This window comes from Psychrobacter immobilis (assembly GCF_904846225.1).
Taxonomy (GTDB): Bacteria; Pseudomonadota; Gammaproteobacteria; order Pseudomonadales; family Moraxellaceae; genus Psychrobacter; species Psychrobacter immobilis_F.
This window is the reverse complement of record NZ_CAJGZJ010000002.1, coordinates 235018-253900: the sequence shown is the minus strand read 5'-3', so window position 1 is coordinate 253900 and position 18883 is coordinate 235018. Positions and strand designations below refer to the sequence as shown.

At 43.9% G+C, this 18883-nt stretch carries 16 protein-coding genes; 6 read left to right on the top strand and 10 right to left on the bottom strand.

Annotated elements, in window-relative coordinates:
• Positions 1 to 31: 31 nt before the first annotated feature.
• The 3 genes from potC to potA are packed head-to-tail and all read right to left on the bottom strand — an operon-like array spanning position 32 to position 2996.
• Positions 32 to 862, bottom strand: coding sequence for a spermidine/putrescine ABC transporter permease PotC (gene potC, locus JMX48_RS02695; RefSeq protein ID WP_201533980.1), 831 nt, complete (start codon positions 860 to 862; stop codon positions 32 to 34).
• Complete coding sequence (gene potB, locus JMX48_RS02690; protein WP_201533977.1) at positions 862 to 1740, bottom strand: spermidine/putrescine ABC transporter permease PotB; 879 nt, start codon at positions 1738 to 1740, stop codon at positions 862 to 864. The genes potC and potB overlap by 1 nt, the downstream gene beginning before the upstream one ends.
• Positions 1740 to 2996, bottom strand: coding sequence for a spermidine/putrescine ABC transporter ATP-binding protein PotA (gene potA / locus JMX48_RS02685; RefSeq protein WP_201533974.1), 1257 nt, complete (start codon positions 2994 to 2996; stop codon positions 1740 to 1742). Before potA ends, potB begins: the two co-directional genes overlap by 1 nt.
• A 420-nt stretch (positions 2997 to 3416) precedes the next feature.
• On the opposite strand from potA, the gene JMX48_RS02680 reads away from it, so the two are divergent.
• The 3 genes from JMX48_RS02680 to JMX48_RS02670 all read left to right on the top strand — a co-directional run bounded on the left by JMX48_RS02680 (position 3417) and on the right by JMX48_RS02670 (position 5866).
• On the top strand, positions 3417 to 4055 hold the full coding sequence (locus JMX48_RS02680) for a carbonic anhydrase (RefSeq protein WP_201533971.1): 639 nt from the start codon (positions 3417 to 3419) through the stop codon (positions 4053 to 4055).
• Between the two features lie 160 nt (positions 4056 to 4215).
• The gene (gene gloA, locus JMX48_RS02675) at positions 4216 to 4797 is read left to right on the top strand and encodes a lactoylglutathione lyase (protein WP_201533968.1); all 582 of its coding nucleotides are present in this window, start codon (positions 4216 to 4218) and stop codon (positions 4795 to 4797) included.
• A 94-nt stretch (positions 4798 to 4891) separates the two neighbouring features.
• Entirely contained in the window at positions 4892 to 5866 is a 975-nt protein-coding gene (locus tag JMX48_RS02670) for a mechanosensitive ion channel family protein (RefSeq protein ID WP_201533966.1), read from the top strand.
• Positions 5867 to 5978: 112 nt separating this feature from the next.
• On the opposite strand, the gene JMX48_RS02665 is transcribed toward JMX48_RS02670, so the two are convergent.
• From JMX48_RS02665 to ribA, 3 genes are all read right to left on the bottom strand, one after another.
• Positions 5979 to 6449 carry a c-type cytochrome gene (locus JMX48_RS02665; RefSeq protein ID WP_201533964.1) on the bottom strand — a complete coding sequence of 157 codons (471 nt, stop codon included), beginning with the start codon at positions 6447 to 6449 and terminating at the stop codon, positions 5979 to 5981.
• Between the two features lie 337 nt (positions 6450 to 6786).
• Positions 6787 to 7707 carry an oxygen-dependent coproporphyrinogen oxidase gene (hemF, locus tag JMX48_RS02660; RefSeq protein WP_227687870.1) on the bottom strand — a complete coding sequence of 307 codons (921 nt, stop codon included), beginning with the start codon at positions 7705 to 7707 and terminating at the stop codon, positions 6787 to 6789.
• 133 nt (positions 7708 to 7840) lie between these two features.
• Entirely contained in the window at positions 7841 to 8533 is a 693-nt protein-coding gene (ribA, locus tag JMX48_RS02655) for a GTP cyclohydrolase II (protein WP_201533960.1), read from the bottom strand.
• A gap of 508 nt (positions 8534 to 9041) precedes the next feature.
• Here ribA and dxs point away from each other — a divergent pair.
• Together dxs and JMX48_RS02645 are read left to right on the top strand one after the other, a co-directional pair.
• Positions 9042 to 11099, top strand: a complete 2058-nt coding sequence (dxs, locus tag JMX48_RS02650; protein WP_201533958.1) for a 1-deoxy-D-xylulose-5-phosphate synthase — start codon at positions 9042 to 9044, stop codon at positions 11097 to 11099.
• A 359-nt stretch (positions 11100 to 11458) separates the two neighbouring features.
• Positions 11459 to 12286: an inositol monophosphatase family protein gene (locus JMX48_RS02645; RefSeq protein ID WP_201533956.1), complete on the top strand. Its 828-nt coding sequence runs from the start codon at positions 11459 to 11461 to the stop codon at positions 12284 to 12286.
• Between the two features lie 221 nt (positions 12287 to 12507).
• On the opposite strand, the gene JMX48_RS02640 is transcribed toward JMX48_RS02645, so the two are convergent.
• Together JMX48_RS02640 and JMX48_RS02635 are read right to left on the bottom strand one after the other, a co-directional pair.
• Entirely contained in the window at positions 12508 to 13935 is a 1428-nt protein-coding gene (locus JMX48_RS02640; RefSeq protein ID WP_201533953.1) for a WS/DGAT/MGAT family O-acyltransferase, read from the bottom strand.
• A 171-nt stretch (positions 13936 to 14106) separates the two neighbouring features.
• Positions 14107 to 14928: a thiazole synthase gene (locus tag JMX48_RS02635; RefSeq protein WP_201533950.1), complete on the bottom strand. Its 822-nt coding sequence runs from the start codon at positions 14926 to 14928 to the stop codon at positions 14107 to 14109.
• 509 nt (positions 14929 to 15437) lie between these two features.
• On the opposite strand from JMX48_RS02635, the gene gspE reads away from it, so the two are divergent.
• Entirely contained in the window at positions 15438 to 16979 is a 1542-nt protein-coding gene (gene gspE / locus JMX48_RS02630) for a type II secretion system ATPase GspE (RefSeq protein WP_201533947.1), read from the top strand.
• Positions 16980 to 17224: 245 nt separating this feature from the next.
• Here gspE and JMX48_RS02625 read toward each other — a convergent pair whose 3' ends face one another.
• Positions 17225 to 17719, bottom strand: a complete 495-nt coding sequence (locus JMX48_RS02625; protein ID WP_201533944.1) for a RidA family protein — start codon at positions 17717 to 17719, stop codon at positions 17225 to 17227.
• Positions 17720 to 17821: 102 nt separating this feature from the next.
• Positions 17822 to 18502 carry a DUF4442 domain-containing protein gene (locus JMX48_RS02620; protein WP_201533941.1) on the bottom strand — a complete coding sequence of 227 codons (681 nt, stop codon included), beginning with the start codon at positions 18500 to 18502 and terminating at the stop codon, positions 17822 to 17824.
• Positions 18503 to 18883 lie beyond the last annotated feature (381 nt).

Below are 18883 nucleotides of genomic sequence, written 5' to 3'. Positions count from 1 at the left end.
TCAAAGCTTGTTATTAGTAAACTTTAGTTAGTTAGCGCCGACGTAATAGGAGCTGTGAGATGATGACCAATATCAATGAGGCGACTAGTAGCAGCGTACCGATTGCATTGACCTCCGGCTTGAGACCGACTCGCACCATAGAGTAAATTCGCAGTGGTAAAATCTCATAACTGGGACCCGTCACAAAGGTTGAAACCACGACATCATCTAGCGACAACGTAAAGGCGAGCAACCAGCCTGCCATGACAGCTGGCAAAATAACGGGAATCAGTACCGTACGCACCATCGCCGATTCGCTCGCGCCCAAGTCGCGCGCCGCCTCTAACAGACGCTCATCTAAACTACTCAACCGCGCAAAAACAGTAATCACTACAAAGGGTAGGCAAAAAGTAATATGAGCGAGTAGCAGTGACACAAAGCCCAATTGTAGACCAATCAATAAAAACAACGCCAATAATGAAATAGCAAGGACAATCTCAGGTGACATCATCAACACAAACAGCAGCCCATTGAGCAAACCTTTGCCACGAAATTTATAGCGATGGAGCGCCAGTGCAGTGAGCGTGCCGATTAAGGTTGAGACAGTCGCAGCGACCAATCCCAATACGATAGAATGCCAAAACGCATCAAGCATGGCTTGATTATTGAATAGTGATTCATACCACTTTAAGCTAAAACCGCCCCAGTTATAGCCGATTTTTGACTTATTAAATGACATCACGACCAAAACAATGATGGGCAGATACAGCAAGGTATAAATCAGGCCAAGATAGCCTTTAGCGGCTAGGCTGCCAATCTTGATAGCGCGTTTGTGTTTAGTTGGTGTACTCGTAGAGGCGTGGTTCAGTGGATGATTGGACATTAGGCCACCTCATTAAAATCAGTCTTGCCAATGCGGCGACTACTGGCACGATAGGCGAGTAATAACACGGCCATCGCCAATGTCAATAATACACTGGCGGCAGCCCCAAATGGCCAATCGCGCGCATCCAAAAATTGATTTTTGATGATATTACCCACCAATAAATTGCGTGAACCGCCCAAAATATCTGCCACATAAAACATGCCCATGGCGGGTAATAATACCAAAAGCACACCTGAGATGATTCCTGGCGTTGTCAATGGTAATACCACATGCCAAAAAGTCTGCCTTCTTGAAGCTCCCAAATCTTGCGAAGCCAGCAGCATGTCATTGCGTAAATCCGTAAACACCGCATAGAGCGGCAATACCATAAAAGGAAACAGTAGATAGGTGAGTCCAGCTACGACAGCGCCTTGCGTATATAAGATATCGATAGGCGTATCGACTATACCTAGTGCTAATAGGGATTTATTAATCAAACCATTATTGGCAAACAGCAATTTGAGGGCATAAGTCCGTACTAAAGAATTGGTCCAAAACGGTAGTATTAAAAGCATCATGAGCAGTGGTTGCCAACGCACTTTTGCTTTTGATACCAGCCATGCAAAAGGATAACCAAGCAACAAGCAAATAACTGTGGTGATACTTGCCATCCATAATGAATGAACAAATACCTCAAAATATAACGGATTAATCATGCGCACGTAGCTATCGATGCTGACGGGCAAGCTAATAAAAGCACTATTATCACGGGTCAAAAAACTGACGGCTATGACCAATATATTGGGCAGTAAGGCAAAAATAAGTAGCCAGCCCCAAATCAGCCAGAGCGTTGCGGTACGAAAAGGACTTTTGCTGCCTAAGCTATGACGCGCCATCAGCTACCATCCTTTTGTACGGTCATATTTTGAGCGGTCTCATTTTCTATAAACGTAGGATCTTCTGGCAGCACCCACTCCCAGCCATCAACCCATGAGACTTTAACGGCCTCATTCAATTTATAATCAAAGCTTGGATCATCCTCATCAAAGAACTCAGATGCCTTGATAATATGACCATTGGCGAGCTCAATAATTGAATCTAAGGTGCTGCCTTTATAGTTACTTTCAATAACGCGGCCGAGTAGACCAGTATGAGCGGTATCTTTTGGGTCATAAATTCGTAAATCTTCCGGACGTAGCAGTAAGTTTACGATATCACCAACTTGCACATCGTTGGCAAAATCAGGGCGACGTAAATTACGTAGAGTCGTTGGGCCATCTTGCGCTTGCGCCTCACAGACTTCTACTTCGATGCGTCCATTGGTGACTTGTCCATCACGATCCGGTTGGTCTGCATAAACCCCTTTGACCTCTGCTCTAAATAAATTGGTCTCACCGATGAATTTGGCCGTAAACAAATTGGTCGGGGTTTCATAAATCTCAATAGGCGTACCCACTTGCTGAAACGTGCCATCTTTCATTACTGCAATACGATCTGACATGGACAGCGCTTCTTCTTGATCATGAGTCACAAAAACGAAAGTAATGCCCAATTCACGTTGTAGCCGCTTAAGTTCTGACTGCATTTGCAAGCGCAGTTTGTGATCGAGTGCCGATAACGGCTCATCGAGTAATAGCAGTTTAGGACGATTAATCACCGCACGGGCAATCGCAACGCGCTGCTGCTGCCCACCCGATAAATCTTGCGGCTTACGATTGGCTAAATGTTCTAGCTGCACCATGGCGAGCATCTCGCGTACACGGGTCTGAATCTCATCTTTGGGTACTTTTTTGAGTTTGAGACCATAAGCGACGTTTTGCGCGACCGTCATATGCGGAAATAATGCATACTGCTGAAACACCGTATTGACTGGCCGCTTATCGGCTGGCAAGCCTGCCATCTGCACGCCATCCAAATATATCGCCCCAGCGTTTGGTTGCTCAAAGCCAGCGATTAATCGCAGTAAGGTGGTTTTTCCACAGCCTGACGGTCCAAGTAAGGTTAAAAATTCACCGTGTTTGATGTCGAGATTGATGTCGCTCAATACTTCGGTTTGGTCATAAACTTTTTTGAGGCCAGTCAGTTGCAATAGCACAGGGCTTTCGTCGGAGGACGCTGCCGCTTTATGCGCGTTTAAAGATGCTTGGGTCATAGTATTCGTTCCAAAGCCGCCAATATGCCAGTGCAGCTATTAAAGTAGATCGCTATAATCTAGAAGATCGAGATAAGTATCAGTGTGGGCGTTTGATTGCTGCGTATTATAACAACCCTCAGTATAAATTAATGTAAGTTCGTTAACGTTACGCGATTAGCTTGCCCAATTACTCATGGCTTTTTATCTATATATTTTGTCTGGCGTTCTACTGTTTTTGATGGTCGTCTTTGTTGTCGTCGCTTTATCACTACGATTAGTAATTTTTTTCATATCACAATATGAAAACCAATTTTTTATCATTTTTTAGCCTTTGTTGCTATACAATCACTTTATGGCTCACAAACTAGCCAATACATAGGTAAAAAATATATTTAGAATCATCCATGATTTTAATTGTTTTATAACAAAGGATATCTTATGTCTAATGATAAACGCCCAAAAACAGGTCAAGAAGCCCTTGAGCTTTTAAAACAAGGTAATGCTCGCTACGTTGAGAATCTGACGAACACCGATCCAACGATGCAAAAGAGGCCAGAGTTGGTGAGAGACCAAGACCCACTGGCTATTATTTTGGGTTGTTCTGATGCTCGCGTACCAGTTGAGATTGTGTTTGATCAAGGTCTCGGCGATTTGTTTGTGATTCGGGTCGCAGGTAATGTGGTTGCCCCCTCGCAGATCGGCTCGGTGGAGTTTGCCGCCGAAAAATTCGGTACCAAACTGGTGGTCGTGCTGGGACATTCGCATTGCGGCGCTGTCACGGCTTGCGTCGATGCGCTTATTAATCCTGAGCAAAATTATTCGCCCAACTTACAATCAATCGTCGATCGTATCCGTCCAAGCGTTTATAACTTGCATGAACTGGCGACTGCCAATGGGCAAGATGTCGATGCAGACGAATTGGTCAATCGCTCTATCCGTGCCAATGTGCGCATGTCAGTCAGTCAGCTCAAGCATGGTTCGCGGTCGTTAGAGGATTTAAACAATAGTGGTCAACTGCTTATCGTTGGGGCAGAGTACGATTTAGAAACAGGGCAAGTACAGTTTTTAGACACTTAGATGGTATGATATCTGCATTAAATTCGTATTATTGAATATATATTACAAGTGCTTATCAGTAATTCAGCAATTTTTTATTATGATTTGATAAGCCAGTCACTTTAGACAAACGTGATTTGCTGGCTTATCAATTTTATTTTCTATCAATATTAGGATAATTATGTCTAATTCAACAGTCGACTCAAATAATAATAACAGCAATTCATCAGCGATAGCCCAACCAGCGAGCAGTGTAAAAGCTGATGGCGTACAATCGATTGCCAGCCAAACCACTGGTTATACCTTTAATCACACCATGCTACGCGTAAAAGATCCTGTTAAGTCATTGGCATTTTATACGGGCGTTTTGGGTATGACGTTGCTAACGGTTAAAAAATTCCCTGATATGAGTTTCGACTTGTACTTTTTGGCCAAATTGACTGATGAAGAGCGTGACAATTTGCCCTCTGGTAACGATTTAAAAGTCTATACGTCCCGCCAACGCGGTATTTTAGAATTGACTCATAACTATGGTACTGAAACGCAAGCGGATTTTAGCTATCACGATGGTAATGAACAACCACAAGGGTTCGGTCATATTTGCTTTGCGGTACCAAGTTTAGATGACGCCGTTGCTTGGTTCGATGAAAATCAAGTCGAATTCAAAAAACGTCCAGAAGAGGGCAAAATGAAAAATATCGCCTTTATCAAGGACGTTGATGGCTACTGGATTGAGATCATTCAAGCTGACTTAATAGTTTAGGTTTCAAATCTTTGATAACGCAGTACTGATGCGTTTGACTCAAGTAAATTAAAAAATCAATCAAAAATCAAATCAAAAAGGGAGTGACCTAAAGATGCCTACCTCTCAGGCAGAAACGGTAGTGAGTGCTAATCCAAACGCTGAAACAATTCCTGTCGAGGTGCTCACCTATCAAAGCATCATTGATTCAGCCAATGAGATGGTGGTGGGCTTTCTTGAGCGAATCCCTTATTTTGTGGCGTCGCTCATCGTTATTGTGATTTTTTGGCTGCTATCCATTGTCTTCAAAAAAGTCGTCTATAAGCTCCTTGGTAGTCGCAGTCGGCATCAAAACTTAGTCAAAGTTTTTCAGCGGGTGGGCGGTGCACTCATTGTTTTTATCGGCCTTATAATCGCTATGGTCATTGCTGTACCAGGATTTACGCCTGCCAAGCTGATTGGTGCGCTCGGTATCGGGTCAGTTGCCATTGGTTTTGCTTTTAAAGATATTTTCCAAAACTTATTGTCTGGTATTTTGCTACTGCTCTCAGAGCCTTTTCGTATTGGCGATCAAATTGTGTCAGGTGAATACGAAGGGACGGTTGAGGATATCAAAATTCGTGCCACGACCATTAGAACTTATGATGGCAGGCAAGTGGTGATTCCGAACTCAGATCTTTACACCTCAGCGTTGACCGTTAATACCGCTTATAAGCAGCGCCGTTTACAATTGGCTGTGGGTATCGGCTATGCTGATGATATCGTTGAAGCAAAATCTGTAATTATGAAAGCGCTAGATCGAGCGGATAGCGTATCGAAACAAGCCTCACCGACCATCATTGCCGTCAACTTGGGCGACTCCACTATTGATTTGGTTGTGCGCTGGTTTATTGATGATGGTAATCAAGCCAACAAAGTGACCTCGATAGACCAAGTACTGATAGAGGTCAAAACAGCGCTGGATAAAGCGGGGATTGATATGCCATTCCCTGTGCGTACCATAGACTTGAGTGATCCTTCGGTAAAAGCCATCGTGAGTAAAATAAATGAACACCAAGCTGTCGATGTCAATAAAACCGTGACAGAATAGCGGGCTGTTTTACAGTGCTGACTTGAGGACACGCCCTAGTGTCATGCTTTTTAAAAATAAAAAACCGCCATATCATTTGATGTGGCGGTTTTTTTAGGCCAGTTATAGAGACTTAGTTATTTTTTGCTCTGAACTCTGTGTGACACGATTTACAGCTAGCGCCCACTTGACCGAAAGCAGGTAGCACATCGTCAACACTCGTGGCTGTTTGTGCAGCGGCGCTTAGCTCAGCCGTTGCTTTTTCGAAGTTGTCTGATTTGGCGCGGAAACCATCAGCATTTGACCAAACGGCTTCAGTGGCATTACCAGTAGCGTCTTGGTTTTCAAAATGACTCCAAGGACTGGAGGCGTCTTCTGCTAAAAATGCAGCTTGTTCCTTAAATACCGCCGCATCAAATGTATTGGGTGCTTTTGCCATATCACCCATGACACCCATCGCATCACCCCAGCTTTTCATGCTGTCTTGACGGGCGGTTACGTCAGAGTCCGCTGGATTGCTACATGCGGTTAGGCTTACCGCAGTTGCCATTAAGGTAATGCCGAAAATGGATTTCAATGATTTATGAAGATGAACCTGTGCCATATAAATTACTCCTTTAAAATTGGCGAATAGTAGGCGCGATTGCAAATGCTGGCCTTGTCGTAAAACATTATTATAAAAGATATTGCCTGAGAGTCATTTGGAAACGCATTCGCTTCTAAACAATTTTTCTAAAAAGTAAGCTCTATTGTAACCGTTATGTGTGCAATGATAATCAACATAGTTGTTATATCATCGTAATATTTGAGATTTCTGGAATTTATATGAATAAGGTCAGCAATGATAGAGTAGCTGACACAGATATAAAAAAAGACTAGGGCGTGTTGAATATTCAGCACGCCCTAGTCTTTTTTTATACCTAAAATTTTCGTCACACCAATTATAGCGTCAACCAATCCCGTGGCTTTAAGTAATAATCGGTCAATTCAAACTCAGGTGTGCCCTCAGTAGGCTCTAAACGATAATGCCAGCTGGCAAGTGGTGGCATACTGACTAAGATGGACTCGATACGGCCATTGCTTTGGAGTCCAAATAAGGTGCCGCGATCGTAGACAAGATTGTATTCAACATAGCGCCCTCGACGATAAAGCTGAAATTCACGCTGCTCTTCGCTATAAGGAGTGTTTTTACGTTGCTCAAAAATTGGCATAATGCCGTTAAGGTAACCGTTGCCGACGGACTTCATAAACTCAAAACAAGTTTCAAAATCCCATCCGCGACTTTCGGTATTGACATCATCATAAAACAAACCACCAATACCGCGCTGCTCATCGCGATGCCGCAAATGAAAATACTCATCACACCATTGCTTAAAATCAGGGTAAACGCTGTCGCCAAAAGGCGCGCACAGATCATGACAGACTTGATGCCAATGAACGCAGTCTTCGAGCACCGGATAAAACGGCGTCAAATCAAAACCGCCGCCAAACCACCAGATAGGCTCTTCGCCTTCAGTTTCTGCCACAAACAAACGCACATTGGCATGGCTGGTAGGGACATTTGGGTTTTTGGGATGGACAACCAGTGAGACACCCATGGCCTGAGCTTTGCGTCCAGCGATATTGGGATGGCGTGCAGTGGCTGATGCAGGCAAATTGTGTACATGAATATGGCTGAACATCACGCCCGCTTTTTCAATGACGTCACCATTTGCTAAGACGCTTGAGCGACCACCGCCACCTTCTGGGCGTTCCCAATCATCAGGGACAAACGTGGCATTGCCGCCGCCGTCACGCTCTTGTGCTTCTAGCGCTTGGCAGATACGCGCCTGCAAATCGACTAAAAATTCACGCACGCGCATGATATCATTATTGGTCGGTGTCGTCGCTGACTTTGCCGCCGAATCTGCAGCTGACAAATCTTGTTTATTATTGATATTTGGTATAGTCATAAAATACCTGTCTATTTATTAATTCGTCTATTTATTAATCTGTTTATTTATTAAGATATAGTGCGGTATTGAAATCTTTGTCCAGTAGATGTCCCATACGGTCACGCTTCGTGGCTAGATACTCAGCATTCATATCATTGACGCCAACCAATAATGGCACGCGTTCAACGACATTAATTCCGTGCTCAGTCAGATAAGCCACTTTGTCTGGATTGTTGGTAATGAGTCTAACGGCATCCACACCAATATGCGCGAGCATCGGCCCGCACATATCATAAATGCGCGCATCGGCAGGCAAGCCCAACATGAGATTGGCATCTAAGGTGTCGTGCCCTTGATCTTGAAGGGCATAAGCGCGAATCTTATTGGTCAGACCGATACCACGGCCTTCTTGACGCAAATACAAAATAGCACCGTAGCCCGTCTCTTGTATCGCTTGCATCGCAGTATTGAGCTGCGGCCCACAGTCGCACTTTAATGAGCTAAACGCATCGCCAGTTAGACACTCAGAATGAATACGAACCAATGGAATCGGTCGCTCTGCCAGTGTGTCATCTTGTTGGTTTGACGACATATTTTGGCTCGATAGAGCAGCACTCTCTGTGGTTTGATCGACCACAGACATGCCGACGGTCAGCATCACATGCTCTTGACCATCATCGTTTTCAAAGATATGAATATCAAACTCGCCGTGACGAGTAGGGAGTTTGGCGCTAGTAATAAATTGATATGACATTAATGTCCTGCATAAGCCTATAATCGTGGCGGTGAAGGGTTTGTTATATCTGCATCAAAACAGCTACGGTATCCTAGCCCGAAGAGTATGGCTAAGAGGATAGCAGTATAACCTGTTCATAAAGATAGTGTGCTTATTGTATTTATTATAAAAACACACAAAGTTCACAGACGACGCACGATGATTAAAGCGACAATTAAAAAAAAATGCTATTATGCCATACTATTTTGACGGATACAGTGACAAGTCTTTATCCTTACATTACTATGTCGTCACTAACATCCAATATCGGTGCAAAATAATAAGGCATAATAGCAAGCCTTAGTATTGAAGCGTGGTCTATTATGACCGCGTATGCACGGTATACGTCGCGCAGTTATATACGCGCAAAAGTTGCATGAATAATTATATGGTCAATTACATCAATAATGATGTAGATATTATTGACGTCGCTTAGTTAGCGCTAAGCCAACGTCTTGTCAGCAGATTGGTAGGTATCGTACGGTTTATGCAGCAGTCACCTCATTCCCCACAGTCTCATTCCGTATCTGCGTCAGCCTTTGATTCGGGTACTCAGCTGTCGAGCTTACAGCAGACTTATACTGTGATTCCACGTGTGCGTCCTCAAACGCCGTTGCTCGATAGTATCGCTGTGCCAGCTGATATTAATGCGTTTACAACGGCTCAGTTGATTACTTTAGTGGATGAATTGCGATCTTTTTTATTGTATTCAGCCGGTCAAAGCGGTGGGCATTTCGGTGCCAACTTGGGCGTGGTCGAATTGACCATTGCACTCCATTATTTATTGGACGCGCCGCACGATCAGATTGTTTGGGACGTCGGTCATCAGGCTTATGCGCACAAGGTACTGACAGGTCGCCGTGATCAATTGGGTACTATCCGTTCTAAAGAGGGTTTAACCGCCTTTCCTGAGCGCGCCGAATCGGTTTACGATACTTTTGGTGTCGGGCATTCATCGACTTCAATCTCAGCTGGTCTGGGCATGAGTCTCGCGCTGCGTTACCAAGGCCGCGTGCAAACCGTTGCCTGTATTATTGGCGATGGGGCAATGACTGGTGGCATGGCGTTTGAAGCCATGAATGATGCGGTACAACAAGATGCCGACCTTTTAGTAATTTTAAATGACAACGATATGTCGATATCGTGTTCTATCGGTGGTTTTTCGCGGCATTTAGCGATGCTTTGGGAGTCAGGTTATCAGGTCGATATCTCTGATACAGGCGAGCCTATTCTATGTCATCGCCCCGACATGCAAAGCTTTGACCGCCGTAAACGTCATAAAGAGATGCGCGACGTCCCGCAGCTAGAAGACAACTTATTCAAAGCAATTGGCTTTAGATATTTTGGTCCATTTGATGGTCATAATATCCCTGAGTTACTGCGTGTATTGTCACTTGCCAAGCAGATAAAAGGCCCTGTTCTCGTTCATATCTATACGACTAAAGGCAAAGGCTTTGCACCCGCTGAATTAGATCCAGTCGGTTATCATGCGATCAGTAAGTTACCAGCAGAAATTCAGCGCGACATCCAGACTACATCTAAAGAAGAATCCCAGCCAAGCACCAAAACCGCCTTAAAATATTCGCAAGTGTTCGGGCAGTTTTTATGCGATAAAGCGGCCGTAAACGATAAGCTACTTGCGATCACGCCTGCCATGGAAGAAGGCTCAGGAATGACGGACTTTGCTCGTCAGTTTCCAGAACGCTTTTTTGATGTCGCTATTGCTGAGCAGCATGCAGTTACGCTAGCCGCTGGCATGGCGACGCAAGGCGTTAAGCCTATTGTGGCGATTTATTCGACGTTTTTGCAGCGTGGTTATGACCAGCTGATTCATGATGTGGCGCTCCAAAACCTCGATGTGATGTTTGCGATTGATCGTGCTGGCTTAGTCGGTGAAGATGGCGCAACCCATGCTGGCGTGTTTGACTTTGCGTTTTTGCGCTGTGTGCCTAATATGGTGATTGCGGTGCCAAAAGATGAGAACGAATGCTATCATTTGCTTAATACTTGCTATGAATACCAAGGCTGCACGGCGGTACGTTATCCACGCGGCGTCGGTACAGGAGCGTTTATTGAACAGCCCGCCCAAACTTATAAAATAGGCAAAGCAATCGTAGAGTCGGTTTTAGGTAGCGATGCCGCTCCCAAAAAGCTTGCATTACTGGCATTTGGCACGATGGTGGCAACCGCTCAGCAAGCCGCAGAAAGCTTAACTACCGACCATGAAGCGTTAGATTGTCAGGTGCATGTTGTCAATATGCGCTGGGTGAAGCCTTTAGATACCGAGTTGCTCGAAACCTTAATTGAGCAAGGCATTACTCATATTGCGACCCTAGAAGAACATATGATTATGGGCGGCGCAGGTAGTGCGGTAAATGAGTATTTGCTCAATGAGTCGGCGGCTTTTAAGCGCAATCGTCCAGCCATCTATAATATTGGTATCTCTGATCGTTTTATCGCGCATGGCTCACAAGCAGAGCAATTCGCTGATTGTGGTTTGGATGTCGATGGTGTGGTCGCCCAGCTTCAGCAGCTGTTGTCGTAATCCGTATTTTGATTTTTTAAGATATACTGTGCTCATTTATTCTGGGCGTTGGTTTGTCTAGATAAAAGCTCGATAGATAGAGCGAACGCCTGCTAGCCGTAGGTGCTGACTTTTTTACAACTTGTGCAGTTTGTGATGACCACCACAGTAGTGGTTGGTTGAACAATGGTCGGTTTGGCGAGCGTAATGGTTTTTTCGTTTTTATCGAATAATTTTAGTATAATGCGGTTGTCGTTTTTAAAAGACACGTTTTTTAAATCGCGTAGGTGTGGTGTGATGCGGCGGCTGATTGGCATGTTGTGGGCACAGATTTGGTCTTATCGTTTTTTATATTCATTCATTAAGCAAATAGGTTATTTATGGAACCCATGGTCGTCATCGCAGCACGTACTGCTGAAAAAGTTGGTAAAGAGATTTTATATGCGCATCAAAACCGCCACAAAATTGAACTAGATATCGAGTCTAAAGGGCTTGATGGACTGGTTACGCGTATTGATCGTTTTAGTGAAGAGCTCACTATTGAGACGCTAAAAGCCAGCTATCCAAATCATTCATTTTTGGGTGAAGAGTTTGGTATGCAAGAAGGCCGCGGCGAAGATGCGGATTGGTGCTGGATTATCGATCCATTAGATGGTACCAAAAACTTCGTTCATGGTGTGCCGCAGTTCTGCGTGTCTATTGCAGTACAGCATAAAGGTGTCACTCAGCACGGTGTTGTCTATGATCCAGTCCGTGACGAGATGTTCTCTGCCAGCCGTGGTAAAGGTGCTCGTCTTAACCAGCGCCGTATGAATGTGAGCGAACGCAAAACGATTGATGGCGGTCTATTTACCACCGGTCATCCTCTTGAGCGCAAGCGCAATGGTGAAGTTGTCTCTTACGCCAAAGAGCATTTTGAAAGCCTACAAAAAATATCAGAAGCGGGCGGTCAAATTCGTCGTTTAGGTTCTGCAGCACTTGATTTGTGTTATGTGGCCGCTGGTCGTTTTGACGGCTACTTTGAGATGTCTATCAAGCCTTGGGATATCGCAGCGGGTGAGCTTATCGTGACCGAAGCACGTGGTGTGGTGGTCGATCATACAGGCGCACATAACTCTATGACCTCAGGCTCTATCTTTGCTTGTAATGTCAAACTGTTGAAACCGTTGATGCAAGTGGTCGTTCCATCATGGGGCGACGCTGTGTAGTCATTACTGCTTAAGGTTTTCTATTATCTATAGTCAAAAAAATAAAAGCGCGACAGACTGCTGGAATCAATTTTTCGAAGCCTCTGTCTACAACGGTACGGTAAGTGAGAAAAACTTATACCAGTCGTATCTGACTATTGATGTATCGATTTAACTTTTTACTGACTATATAATAAAAAGCTTTTATATTTAGAAGCTTGAACACAAAAAAGCTGGTTCCATTATGGAGCCAGCTTTTTTGTTTTTTTAGCGCATTTATCCTCAACGGTTATCCCTTGAAATGCCAGCTCTTTACTGGTTTTTTCTAACAGCGTTAACTCGTTGTCTATTAGGGCAAGCATGTCTTGTACATGTGGCAGTGCTTTACTACAAGCGGTAATACAAAACTCAATCTTATCCAAATAACTGGCTAAAGTGATATTCATCGCTTGCCCATTGAACACGATAGAAGCGGGGTACAAGGATTGCAGACGAGCACCATTCCAATACAGCGGCTTTTCAGACCCAGGAACGTTAGAGATGATAAGGTTAAAAGCTTGCTTCTTTGGGAATAAGCTCGTGGCCAAGTTGATACCTTCCCACGCATAAGCGATCACGCTGTAGTTGATAACTTGCGCTTGATTCATCCGGCGAAATCGGCGTTTGCCATTATTCATACTACGATGGATCAATTCAATCCTACGCAGTGGATCATCTAAATGCGTGCCTAAGTTTGCCAATACAAATGACAGCTGATTGCCCGATATGCTGTTATCGGTGCGTAGCGACATCGGCACAAAGGCGATTAATGGCTTGCTAGGCAGTGCATTCATCGATAGTAAGTAATTGCGAATGGCACCGGCACAAACCGCTAGCACGACATCGTTTCTGCTGATTTTTAGTCTTTCGGCGATATCGTTAAACCGTTTTATATCGTAAGACTGGGCGGCTATCCGCCGTGATGCTGAGATGCGTTTATTCAAAATACTCATTGGCGCATCAAACGTACCGACATATCCATCATCGCCATAATTTTTGAAATTATCCAGCAACTCTGTGAACACAGGTTTGATGGTAGAGATCTGCTCTTTGATTATTCGTCTGACCGATCTTTGGGCAGGCAACATAGCGTTGACTTGGTTGCGATGACGCGCCATCAATGACCAAACGGGCAAAGTGACTGGCTCCGTTGGTGACTGCGATAGGGATTTTTGTACGAGGCGCATGGCAGCGATACCATCAACCAAAGAATGATGAATCTTAAAGTACAATGCAAAACGCTCAGGACTGGTTTCAGTTTCTGCTTGAATACCCTCAATCACGTGGCATTCCCATAAAGGCATAGCGCGGTCTAACAGACGGCCATGTTCTCTTGAGACATACATCAGCAGCTCACGAATACGTGCAGGATTCGGCAGAGCGACGTGGTGAAAATGATGTTCAACATCAAAGTTCTTGTCTTTTTTCCAAAAGATCAGATGCTCTAAAACCTGATTGAAAGGAAAGGTTGGCGGTACGTCAGAGTCTTGCATTTGTTTCACCAGCTGATAGACAAAATCGCTTTCGGCATTTTCTGGTAATTCAAATAAAAATAAGCCGCCAACGTGCATGGGCTGTTTACGCGTCTCAAGAAATAAAAATAACTGGTCGACTGCGGTGAGAAGTCGCATAATAAATCCTTTTATGACGATAAATTGAATAAGCAGTTATCATTAGTAGGCCTTCATCAATCAATGCTCAAACGGTTATTAAACAGAGCTTTTTGATATAAGTCAGCCTTATGCCACTTCTGTCTTATTATTGTATGACTGACTCTTTATCAAAGGCAATAAATCATAAGTCTATTGAAAAAAGTAGCCCGTTTGTGGTGAGCTAGCAGTCGCCATCTTACGCATCGGCATACGACCTGCCAAAAATGCCGCACGACCTGCCCAAATAGCATGCTTCATGGCGTGTGCCATCATCACTGGATTTTGAGCATTGGCAATCGCTGAATTCATCAGGACGCCATCACAACCAAGCTCCATCGCCATCGCCGCATCAGACGCAGTACCAACGCCTGCATCAACCAATACCGGTACGTTGGCATTTTCGATAATTAAGCTAAGCGTGTGACGATTTAGCAGACCCAAACCTGAACCAATCAAGCTTCCCAGTGGCATAATGGCCACACAGCCCATGCTTTCTAATTCTTGGGCGACAATAGGATCATCTGAGGTATAAACCATGACTTCAAAGCCATCATCAATCAATACTTTGGCGGCTTTTAAGGTTTCTGTCACATTGGGATAAAGGGTTTTTTCGTCACCCAATACCTCAAGCTTAACCAAGTTGTGGCCACCCAATAGCTCGCGAGCCAGCTTGCAGGTACGAATCGCTGTTTCTGCATCAAAACAACCCGCCGTGTTGGGCAGAATGGTATATTTGTCAGGCGAAATCACATCAAGCAGATTGGGTTCATTACTGTTTTGGCCAATATTGGTACGACGAATGGCGACCGTCACAATCTCTGCTGCTGAAGCAGCAATGGCGTTGCCCGTTTCAGTCATATCTTTATATTTGCCCGTACCGACCAGCAGCCGAGAAGAAAAAGTACGACTACCTACGGTAAAAGTATCTTGTAGAAGTGGTGTCGGTTGAGTAATGCTAACGTTTTCTGACATAACGGAAAATCCTAATAGCGAGCGAGCAAGGGAAAAGATAAAAAGTAAACAATCCAAGCGATATAATCGATTCACTCTAAAAACGAATGAAGTAGGTAATAGTAACGCACTGTCAGTAAAATAAGAATCGTATGATACCGCTGATTCATTATAAATCTGTTACATCGTTATTCGCTTTTAAAATACTACCTGTACCTTTGTACTCAAATTTTCTGTAGCAGAATTAAATTGAGTCAACAAGATAGTGACTTGACTATAATCTGACTATTAATACGGTAAAAGTAATGCGGTAAAAATAGGGAAGTGGCGATGAATCTATAACACCGCCCACATAAAGCCATACGGGCTTAAAACAAAATGCTATTATAACAAACTCATGCAATCTTACTTGCACTCTTTTTGGGTTTAGCCCGCTGAGCACAGCGTACTTTATACGCTTTTACCATGCTTGTACTATGTTTGGGTACGATTTTCTTTCTGACGTTATCTTCATTTATCAGGCCGCCTTTATGCTGCAATTGCCGTACAGTTTTGCGAAACGCCATCAAATTTTGGTCATACTTGCGATTGATCCTGAGCTGCCACCGACTTTGCTTTTGACCAAAGCCACACCATTATCAGCGATTAATGAGGCCGTGCGCTTTTTACAGCAGCAAGGCGTGCGCGCTGTACCGACTTATGAAAGTGTCAATGTCGATGACTTTGAAAAACGTATGAATGCAGCTTATGCGGGTAATACGGGTGAATCGCAGCACATTGCCGCCGGTCTTGAAGACCATCCTGACCTCGATAGTTTGGCCGATAGCGTGCCAGAAACTGAAGACTTGATGGATCAACAAGACGACGCGCCTATCATTCGTCTGATCAATGCGCTGTTGTCTGAAGCGATACGTTTAAGTGCATCAGACATTCATATCGAAACCTTTGAGAAGCGATTGGTGGTGCGTTTTCGCGTCGATGGCGAATTGAAAGAAATCATCACACCAAAACGCCAATTGGCACCACTATTAGTATCACGTATTAAGGTTATGGCCAAATTGGATATTGCTGAAAAGCGTGTACCGCAAGATGGACGTATTAGCTTAAGGTTGGCCGGGCGTGAGGTTGATGTGCGAGTATCGACACTGCCTTCGAGCTTTGGTGAACGAGTCGTGATGCGTTTATTAGACAAACAAGCAGGTCGCCTCAATATGACCTATCTTGGGCTGTCTGATAATGATTATAGTGAGCTTAAGCGTTTGATTCATCGCCCCCATGGCATTATTTTGGTGACAGGGCCGACCGGTTCAGGCAAGACCACCACGCTTTATTCAGCGTTGACAGACTTGAATGACCAAACCCGCAATATCTTGACAGCAGAAGATCCGATTGAGTTTCAGCTCGACGGCATCGGACAAACGCAGGTCAATAATAAAGTGGACATGACCTTTGCCAAGAGTTTGCGCGCGATGTTGCGTCAAGATCCAGATGTGGTGATGGTGGGTGAAATTCGTGACCTAGAAACGGCTGAGATTGCCGTACAAGCGTCTTTGACAGGGCATTTGGTATTGTCTACTCTGCATACCAACACAGCCATTGGTGCAGTCACTCGTTTACAAGACATGGGCGTTGAGCCATTTTTATTATCGTCATCGCTTATTGGGGTAGTGGCACAGCGTTTGGTGCGAACGTTATGCTTACACTGTCAGAGTTGGCAGACTGCCGATAAAGAACAAGCCAAATTATTTACAGAGATTGGTATAGCGTTAGGAGCTGGAGATGGGGCAGATAGCGCTATTCAATTACCCAAGCCTGTCGGCTGCGACAAATGCAATCAATCAGGCTTTAAAGGGCGTACGGCGATATATGAAGTCGTACCTGTGGATGACACTTTGCGCCGCATGATTCATAGTAATACTGCCGAATACGAGCTAGAAGAGTACGCACGACGACAAACCCCATCGATTCGTGCAGATGGTCTACGCAAGGTGATAGAAGGGCGTACGACACTAGAGGAAGTACTACGCGTGACCAAAGAAAGCGCCCTCACTGATGACGTTATTATTAGCTAGCCGTATCTATCTAATTAATTATCTATGGAATCCAAGCGCTTATTTTATTATTAGGCCGTATCCTCATTTTTAGTCTGTTTAAATATGATCACGTGCCATTGGGACAAATTTTGCTTGTTTGCTGTGTCTGAGTAAACAGAAGCGGCGCAAAACTTGTCCCAGTATCACTGTTTTTTTATAGTGAATTGACTATAGAACACAAATGATGAAATAAGCGCTTGATTGTATATTTGATTAAACAGCTTTTACTTTACTGCCATACATTCAATTTCAACACTAGCACCAGCGGCCAATTCTGAGACACCAAAGGCAGAGCGAACAGGATAAGGATTGGCCATCTCCGCTTTATAGACTTTATTAAAGTCATCAAAATCATCCATATCCGTGAGCATCGCCATACATTTAACGATATCTGATTTTTGGTAGCCGTACTTTAATAAAGTGCTATTAATGTTATCCAATGCTTGCTTGGTTTCAGCTTTAATACCGCCTTTGACCAGCTTGTCATCTTTAAAGCCAATCTGACCAGACATGTATAATGTGTCGCCAACACGCACCGCTTCCGAAAAGGGATAATTGCCGCCATCACCCAAAAAAACAGCGCTAGATTTGCCCATGTTAGCAATATTGGGGGCAGACGTTGGCGCAGCATTAGCGCTAATGATAAACCCTAATGCACATGCGCCTACGAGTAATGCCTTAGATAAATTGGCATAAAAAATTTGAGTCGTTTTGGACATCACTGTCTCCTTATTATATGTTTATTGTTTTTCAATGTGCTACTTGCTACTTGCCTCAGCAAGTGACTGATTATGATTGTCTTGCTCCGTTTTTATTTTAGGTTAATGGTCAGTTTTAACATCAGTGTCAGTGTCTGTCGCTTTTTTACTGGTTTTGCCTTGACGGCGCGCCTCTAATTCAGATTTTGGTATCCACGCCCACGTCATCTCAACCACGATAGGATCACGCTCACTATTAGAGTCACGGTCATGAATGACGCAAGGAATCACCATCTCACCTTTTGGCGTATTTAAAATATCCAAGCGTTGCTCATCAGATAAAGTTGCTATAGCAGCCACTTGTCCTTTGTTAATCGGACGATAAAAATTAACCGAATAAGATTTAATCAGTAGCACACGATCAGAGGGCAGATTTAAACCCAAAATAAATCCTGTCGCTGTTTCGGCAAGCAAAGTAATGGCAACGGCGTGGATGGTACCGATATGGTTTTGTACCAGTTTGCTGTTGTTCAAACTGACCACAACTTGATTGGGTTCAACGGTTTCATAACAGATGCCCGTTGTGCCTACATATGGCACCACTTTACCAAACGCTTTGGACAAGATACTGGAGCGAGCGCTGGCAGGCAAGTATTTAGTGACGGATAAGAGTTTGGTGAATTGGTTGCTGATAGGTTTGAGCGTCGTGTTAGGTTTTGCGACTGGCAATCTTGTATTGTCAGATACTTTGGTTGGCAATTTTTTTGCCAGTTTGATGGGCAGTTTTTTTAATAATGCTGACATACAAAATTCCTTAAGTTGACGTGTTTTTTACGATATGAGCGACTTGATAAATTGACGTGTTTTTACGATATGAGTGAATGGATAATTAAAAAATTAAGATGTGTTACATAAAATCATAGGCTGCTAAAACGTATCTGATAGGTGAGTAACCACAACCAATCTGCTTTATCCTAGCAGTTACTTTAACTATGGTACATTAACTGATGTGTCCCTACTATTATTACCATGAACTGCTGCGCTTATAAAATAAAAGTAACGTAATTATGTGACTCAGCAAAGTCAATTGTCTAAATTGATGAGACAGATTACGGAGATAGTGTACTGTATTGATTTTATAGTGGATCGACTATAGCCGCGCTATAATAAGGTTGTAGCGTGATT